Source organism: Streptomyces sp. NPDC058685 (assembly GCF_042714725.1).
GTDB lineage: Bacteria > Actinomycetota > Actinomycetes > Streptomycetales > Streptomycetaceae > Streptomyces.
The window spans coordinates 1-6,449 of record NZ_JBHXSL010000002.1; the positions used below are offsets into that span (position 1 = coordinate 1).

Consider the following 6,449-nt stretch of genomic DNA (forward strand, 5'->3'; position numbering starts at 1 on the left):
GTCTGTCAGCCCGGCCGGCGACCGCGGTGCCGAGGGGACCCGTTCCGGGTCAGGCGCGTTCCTTCTTGCTGCCGCGTACCGAGGTGTACGCCATGTCACCGAGGAAGACGATCACGATCGCCGCTCCCAGCTGGAGCGCGTGCCGGCCCCAGTCGATGCCCGGGGTGGCCGCGATGCCGAAGGCACGCGCCAGGGCGTTGCCGATCAGTGCGCCGATGATGCCGAAAATGGTGGTCAGCCAGAGCGGGCTGTGCTGCTTGCCCGGGATGATCGCCTTGGCGATCAGGCCCAGCACGAATCCGACGATGATGGCCCACAACCAGCCCATGGCTGCCTCCTTGTAAGGCTCTGCGAGCAGGTACGCCGCCAGTCTCGGCCCATCGGGCATACCGCGCATGTCGGGCGACGCCATCCGTGCCGCGGGCCCCGCCACGGGCCGCGCGCGTCCCCCCGACCCCCTCTCGTCGCCTGCGGAACGGCGGCGTACCGTGGACGTGGTCAGGACCAGGGAGCGTCCGGCAGGGAAATCGGGTGGTGATCGTGATGCGGAAGCAGACGAACGCAGAGGTCTTCCGGATCACGGGGGCCCGGCAGGGTCTCGCCGATGATGTACGCGGACGGCAGCGGCGTTATGTGATCTCGATGTCGGTACGGACCATTTCCGTGATTCTCGCCGCCACCTTGTGGAATGTGGAACGTCATGTGGCGATCGTGGCCCTCGCGCTCGGCGTCCTGCTGCCCTATGTGGCCGTCGTGATCGCCAACGCGGGCCGTGAGAACGCCCCTTCGATGCCGTCGACGTACGTGCCCCCACCGTCGCGGCCGATGCTCCCGCCGCCCGCGACGACCACCTCGGCGACGTCTTCGGCGAGCGCCTCGACGGAATCCGAGGCCGGTGCGGGACCCTTTGCGAAAGAGACTCCGGAGCGCGAACGGGGCTGAATTCCCCGGGCTTGCCAAGCTCAGGAAAAGCTCAGATCAATCATGAAGTTCCGGTGCCTCGCACCCCGTTACCCGTGACATACTTCGTACGCGCTCCGCATCCCCCGTCGGAGCGACGGACCGACGCCGGGCAGCTCCCCCCGTGGCTGCTCGGCGTCGCCTTTGTAGTGAGCACGGTGGGGGACAATGATCCGGTGAGTGACGAGACCCCGATCTGTTCCGCCAAGGGCTGCCGTACGGCAGCGGTGTGGGTGCTGGCGTGGAACAACCCGAAGCTGCACACACCGGACCGCCGCAAGACCTGGCTCGCGTGCGACGAACACCGTGAGCATCTGTCCCACTTCCTCGACCTGCGCGGCTTCCTCAAGGACGTCGTGACGCTCGAGGAGTGGGAACGGAACGCCGGAGCGGCCGGCGAGCGCTGAGGCTCAGCCGCCGATCGCCGACATGGGGCGGTCGGGCTGGAGGAACGAGGGGTCGTCGAGACCCGAGCCGGCCTTCTTGCCCCACATGGCCAGCCGCCACAGCCGGGCGACCTCCTCGTCGGGTGCGTCCGAGCGCAGCGCTGCGCGCAGGTCCGTCTCCTCGCGGGCGAACAGACAGGTGCGGACCTGACCGTCGGCGGTGAGCCGGGTGCGGTCGCAGGCACGGCAGAACGGGCGGGTGACGGAGGCGATGACGCCGACGCGATGCGGTCCGCCGTCCACCAGCCAGCGCTCCGCGGGCGCCGAGCCGCGCTCGCCGTCGTCCTCGGCGGTGAGCGTGAAGCGGGTGCGCAGAGACTCCAGGATGTCGCCGGCGGTGATCATGCCGTCGCGCTTCCAGCCGTGCTGGGCGTCCAGCGGCATCTGCTCGATGAAGCGCAGTTCGTAGTCGTGCTCCACGGCCCAGGCGAGGAGGTCGGGTGCCTCGTCGTCGTTGAGGCCGGGCATGAGCACGGTGTTCACCTTGACCGGAGTCAGGCCCGCGTCCCGGGCGGCCTCCAGGCCGTCGAGGACGTCGCGGTGCCGGTCGCGGCGGGTCAGGGTCTTGAAGACGTCGGGCCGCAGGGTGTCCAGCGAGACGTTGACACGGTCCAGGCCCGCGGCCTTGAGCGCGGCCGCCGTGCGCTTGAGTCCGATGCCGTTGGTGGTCAGCGACATCCGGGGGCGGGGCTCCAGGGCCGCGCAGCGCTCCACGATCCCCACGAGGCCCGGCCGCAGCAGCGGCTCGCCGCCGGTGAAGCGGACCTCGGTGACACCGAGAGTGGTCACGGCGATACGGATGAGGCGGACGATCTCGTCGTCGCTGAGCAGATCGGGCTTGGCAAGCCACTGCAGTCCCTCTTCGGGCATGCAGTAGGTGCAGCGCAGATTGCACCGGTCGGTCAGGGAAACGCGCAGGTCCGTAGCCACACGGTCAAAGGTGTCGATGAGCACTGTGGGCCCCCTCCCCGGAACGGAACGGATCTGTCTGGATCTGTTGTGCGGATCTCTCTGCTGTCGAGCCTACGTCAGGGCTGTGACATCGGTAGGGGCCCGATTGTGACGAGGTACGACGCGGCCGCGTCGTAGGACTCTACGACGCGGCCGCGCTGTGGACCCGTACAACCGTCCGTACGGGAACCGGATCAGTGTGCTCCGGTGCCGGTGAGGGACTTGACCTCCAGCTCCGCGTACTTGCCCTTGTCGGGCTCCTCCTTGGAGAGCAGCGAGCCGACCCAGCCGAGCAGGAAGCCCAGCGGGATGGACACGAGGCCGGGGTTCTCCAGCGGGAACCAGTAGAAGTCGAGGTTCTTGAACATCGACGTGGGCTTGCCGGAGACGACCGGCGAGAAGAGCACCAGGACCACGGAGGCGGTCAGACCGCCGTAGATGGACCACAGGGCGCCCTGGGTGGTGAACCTCTTCCAGAACAGGCTGTAGAGGATCGTCGGCAGGTTCGCCGACGCGGCGACCGCGAAGGCGAGGGCGACGAGTCCGGCGACGTTGAGGTCGCGGGCGAGCGCGCCGAGGCCGATGGAGACGACGCCGATGGCGACGGTCGCCCAGCGGGCCGCGCGGACCTCCTCCTTCTCGGTGGCCTGTCCCTTGCGGATGACGTTGGCGTAGATGTCGTGCGCGAAGGACGAGGACGAGGCGAGGGTCAGTCCCGCGACCACGGCGAGGATGGTGGCGAAGGCGACCGCGGAGATCACCGCGAGCAGGATGGCGCCGCCGGCGGAATCGACGCCGCCGATGTGCAGGGCGAGCAGTGGCGCCGCCGTGTTGCCCGCCTTGTTGGACGCGGTGATCTCCTCCGGCCCGACGAGTGCCGCCGCTCCGAAGCCGAGTGCGATGGTCATCAGGTAGAAGCCGCCGATGATGCCGATGGCCCAGATGACCGACTTACGGGCGGCCTGCGCCGTCGGCACGGTGTAGAAGCGGATGAGGATGTGCGGCAGTCCGGCGGTGCCGAGGACGAGCGCGATGCCGAGCGAGATGAAGTCCAGCTTCGAGGTCTCGGTCACGCCGTACTTGAGGCCGGGCTCCAGGAACGCCGCGCCCTTGCCGCTCTTCTCGGCCGCGGTGCCGAGCAGGTCGGAGATGTTGAAGTTGAACTTCAGCAGCACCAGGAAGGTGATGAGCAGGGTGCCCGCGATGAGCAGGACGGCCTTGACCATCTGGACCCAAGTGGTGCCCTTCATACCGCCGATGGTGACGTACACGATCATCAGCAGACCGACGAGGGCGACGATCGCGACCTTGCCGGCGTCGCTGGTGATGCCGAGCAGCAGGGAGACGAGCACGCCGGCGCCGGCCATCTGCGCGAGCAGATAGAAGATCGAGACCACGATGGTGGAGGTGCCCGCCGCGGTACGGACCGGGCGCTGGCGCATCCGGTAGGCGAGGACGTCACCCATCGTGTAGCGGCCGGAGTTGCGCAGCGGTTCGGCGACCAGCAGCAGCGCGACCAGCCAGGCCACCAGGAAGCCGATGGAGTACAGGAAGCCGTCGTAGCCGAAGAGGGCGATGGCTCCGGCGATACCGAGGAACGAGGCGGCCGACATGTAGTCGCCGGAAATGGCCAGACCGTTCTGGAAACCGGTGAACTGGCGGCCGCCCGCGTAGAAGTCGGAGGCGCTCTTGGTCTGCCGGCCGGCCCAGACGGTGATGCCCAGGGTCGCCACCACGAAGAGCGCGAACAATGTGATGATCAGCGGCCGGTGCTCGGTGGTCGCGCTGTCCGCCGCCAGTTGGAGGGTGTCGCTCACAGGTCTGCCTCCATACGGGACTTGATCGCCTCACCCTTCGGGTCGAGCTTCGCCGCGGCGAAACGCGAGTAGAGCCAGGCGATGAGGAACGTCGTGGCGAACTGGGCGAGGCCGAAGACGAAGGCCACGTTGATGTTGCCGAAGAGTTTGGTGCCCATGAAGCCGCCCGCGTAGTTCGAGAGCAGCACGTACAGCAGGTACCAGCTGATGAAGGCGATGGTCAGGGGGAAGGCGAAGGAGCGGTAGGTGCGGCGCAGTTCGCCGAATTCCGGACTCTCCTGCACCTCGACGAACTGCTCTGTCGTGGGCTGGGCGGGACTGCCGTCCGAACCGCCCTTCGGCGGCGGTGCATCGGATGCCACGGAATCTCCTCGCGACGCGTGTGCGGTGGGGTGGACAGGAAAGAACGTGCTGTCGGGGAACGGTTTGATGTTGCTCCACTCCCTGACAACGGCACGGAGAGCACGCCGGGCCGGTTCAACATCAGCCTTTTTCTTCTTGGTTTTCTTCTCGAACACATTGATGAGGGTCAAGATCGGCGATAGCTTCGCTGGTCATGTACCCGCCCATGCGCACCGGGTGTCTGGGCGGTTGTCACGGATGATGTGGAGAACCCATGGCTCATCTGGGATCCAGACGGCGGCGCGCCATTGCCCTGCCCGCCGGTCTGGCGCTCACGGCCTCGCTCGGCTTCCTTCCCGCGGGAGCCGCCTCGGCAGCCCCGGCGGACGAGACGCCCGCGGTGGTGGCGACCGACGGTCCGAAGCTGTCGTACGTGGTGAACGTCAAGAGCGGTCACAGCACCGCCAAGTCGGTGAAGAAGGCCATAGCCAAGGCCGGCGGCTCGGTGGTGATCGCCTACGACCAGATAGGCGTCATCGTCGTCCACTCGCAGAACCCGGACTTCGCCAAGACCATCCGCAAGGTCAGGGGTGTCGACTCGGCCGGTGCCACGCGTACCGCGCCGCTCGCCGCCGCGACCGACACGGCCATCGAGTCGGAGCGTCCGCTCACCGCCGCCGAGGCCAAGGCCGCCGCTACGAAGGCCGGCGCGGACCAGGACCCGCTCGAGCCGCTCCAGTGGGACCTGCCCGCCATCAAGGCGGACCAGGCCCACAAGAAGTCGCTCGGCAGCAAGAAGGTCACGGTCGCGGTCATCGACACGGGCGTGGACGACACCCACCCCGACCTCGCGCCCAACTTCGACACGCGCGCCTCGGCGAACTGCGTCACCGGCAAGCCCGACACCACTCCCGGTTCGTGGCGGCCGGCGGCGAACGAGAGCGACCACGGCACGCACGTCGCGGGCACGATAGCCGCGGCCAAGAACGGCGTCGGCGTCACCGGTGTCGCGCCGGGCGTCAAGGTCTCCGGCATCAAGGTGTCGACCACCGAGGGCTTCTTCTACACGGAGGCCGTCGTCTGCGGCTTCGTGTGGGCGGCCGAGCACGGCGTCGACGTGACCAACAACAGCTACTACACCGACCCGTGGCTGTTCAACTGCAAGAACGACGCCGACCAGAAGGCGCTGATCGACGCCCACGCCCGCGCCATCAAGTACGCGGAGCGCAAGGGCGCGGTGAACGTCGCCGCGGCCGGCAACTCCCGGATGGACCTGGCGGCGGACGAGCTCACGGACACCACGAGCCCGAACGACACCACGCCGGGCACGCGCGTCATCGACCCGAGTGAGTGCCTGGACATTCCCACGCAGATCCCGGGTGTCGTCACGGTCTCCGCGCTCGGCGCGAAGAACCTGAAGTCCTCGTACTCCAACTACGGCAACGGCGTGATCGACATCTCCGCCCCCGGCGGTGACTCGACGATCTACCAGAAGCCCGAGGCTCCGGCCGTCGACGGCCGCATCCTGTCGACGCTGCCGAACGGCGGCTACGGCTACAAGGCCGGTACGTCGATGGCCTCGCCGCACGTCGCGGGCGTCGTCGCGCTCATCAAGTCGAAGCACCTGAACGCTTCGGCGGCCGCCGTGAAGGCGATGCTGTACGCGCAGGCGGACGACACGGCCTGCACGAACCCGTACGACATCGACGGCAACGGCACCGTCGACGCGGTCTGCGTCGGCGGCAAGCGGGACAACGGCTTCTACGGAACGGGCGTCGCCGACGCCCTGGACGCGGTTCGCCGCTAGTCGCATCGCAGGAGGGGGGGGGGGGCCGGAACCCCCCCGCGCCCCCCCAGGGGGGCCGGCGGGGGCGGAGTGTGATGGTTTATAGTATTTAAAAAAACGAAAGCAGGCCCACGAAAAATATTTTTT

Annotated in this window: 7 protein-coding genes; 3 read left to right on the forward strand and 4 right to left on the reverse strand. The window is 68.0% G+C overall.

The annotated features are described in order from the left end of the window. Positions 1 to 49 precede the first annotated feature (49 nt). On the reverse strand, positions 50 to 328 hold the full coding sequence (locus ACFWU3_RS01735; RefSeq protein ID WP_313947134.1) for a GlsB/YeaQ/YmgE family stress response membrane protein: 279 nt from the start codon (positions 326 to 328) through the stop codon (positions 50 to 52). A 215-nt stretch (positions 329 to 543) separates the two neighbouring features. On the opposite strand from ACFWU3_RS01735, the gene ACFWU3_RS01740 reads away from it, so the two are divergent. Next, entirely contained in the window at positions 544 to 942 is a 399-nt protein-coding gene (locus ACFWU3_RS01740; RefSeq protein ID WP_384429599.1) for a DUF3099 domain-containing protein, read from the forward strand. A 194-nt stretch (positions 943 to 1,136) separates the two neighbouring features. After that, positions 1,137 to 1,367, forward strand: coding sequence for a hypothetical protein (locus ACFWU3_RS01745; protein ID WP_328860130.1), 231 nt, complete (start codon positions 1,137 to 1,139; stop codon positions 1,365 to 1,367). Positions 1,368 to 1,370: 3 nt separating this feature from the next. Here the strand turns inward: ACFWU3_RS01745 and moaA are convergent, their stop codons facing one another. The 3 genes from moaA to ACFWU3_RS01760 all read right to left on the reverse strand — a co-directional run bounded on the left by moaA (position 1,371) and on the right by ACFWU3_RS01760 (position 4,536). Continuing rightward, complete coding sequence (gene moaA / locus ACFWU3_RS01750; protein WP_365937535.1) at positions 1,371 to 2,360, reverse strand: GTP 3',8-cyclase MoaA; 990 nt, start codon at positions 2,358 to 2,360, stop codon at positions 1,371 to 1,373. A gap of 191 nt (positions 2,361 to 2,551) precedes the next feature. Next, the gene (locus tag ACFWU3_RS01755) at positions 2,552 to 4,174 is read right to left on the reverse strand and encodes a cation acetate symporter (protein ID WP_384429604.1); all 1,623 of its coding nucleotides are present in this window, start codon (positions 4,172 to 4,174) and stop codon (positions 2,552 to 2,554) included. After that, complete coding sequence (locus ACFWU3_RS01760) at positions 4,171 to 4,536, reverse strand: DUF485 domain-containing protein (protein WP_384429607.1); 366 nt, start codon at positions 4,534 to 4,536, stop codon at positions 4,171 to 4,173. Before ACFWU3_RS01760 ends, ACFWU3_RS01755 begins: the two co-directional genes overlap by 4 nt. Positions 4,537 to 4,790: 254 nt before the next feature. Here ACFWU3_RS01760 and ACFWU3_RS01765 point away from each other — a divergent pair, with 254 nt between their 5' ends. Next, complete coding sequence (locus ACFWU3_RS01765; RefSeq protein WP_384429610.1) at positions 4,791 to 6,323, forward strand: S8 family serine peptidase; 1,533 nt, start codon at positions 4,791 to 4,793, stop codon at positions 6,321 to 6,323. Positions 6,324 to 6,449: the final 126 nt, after the last annotated feature.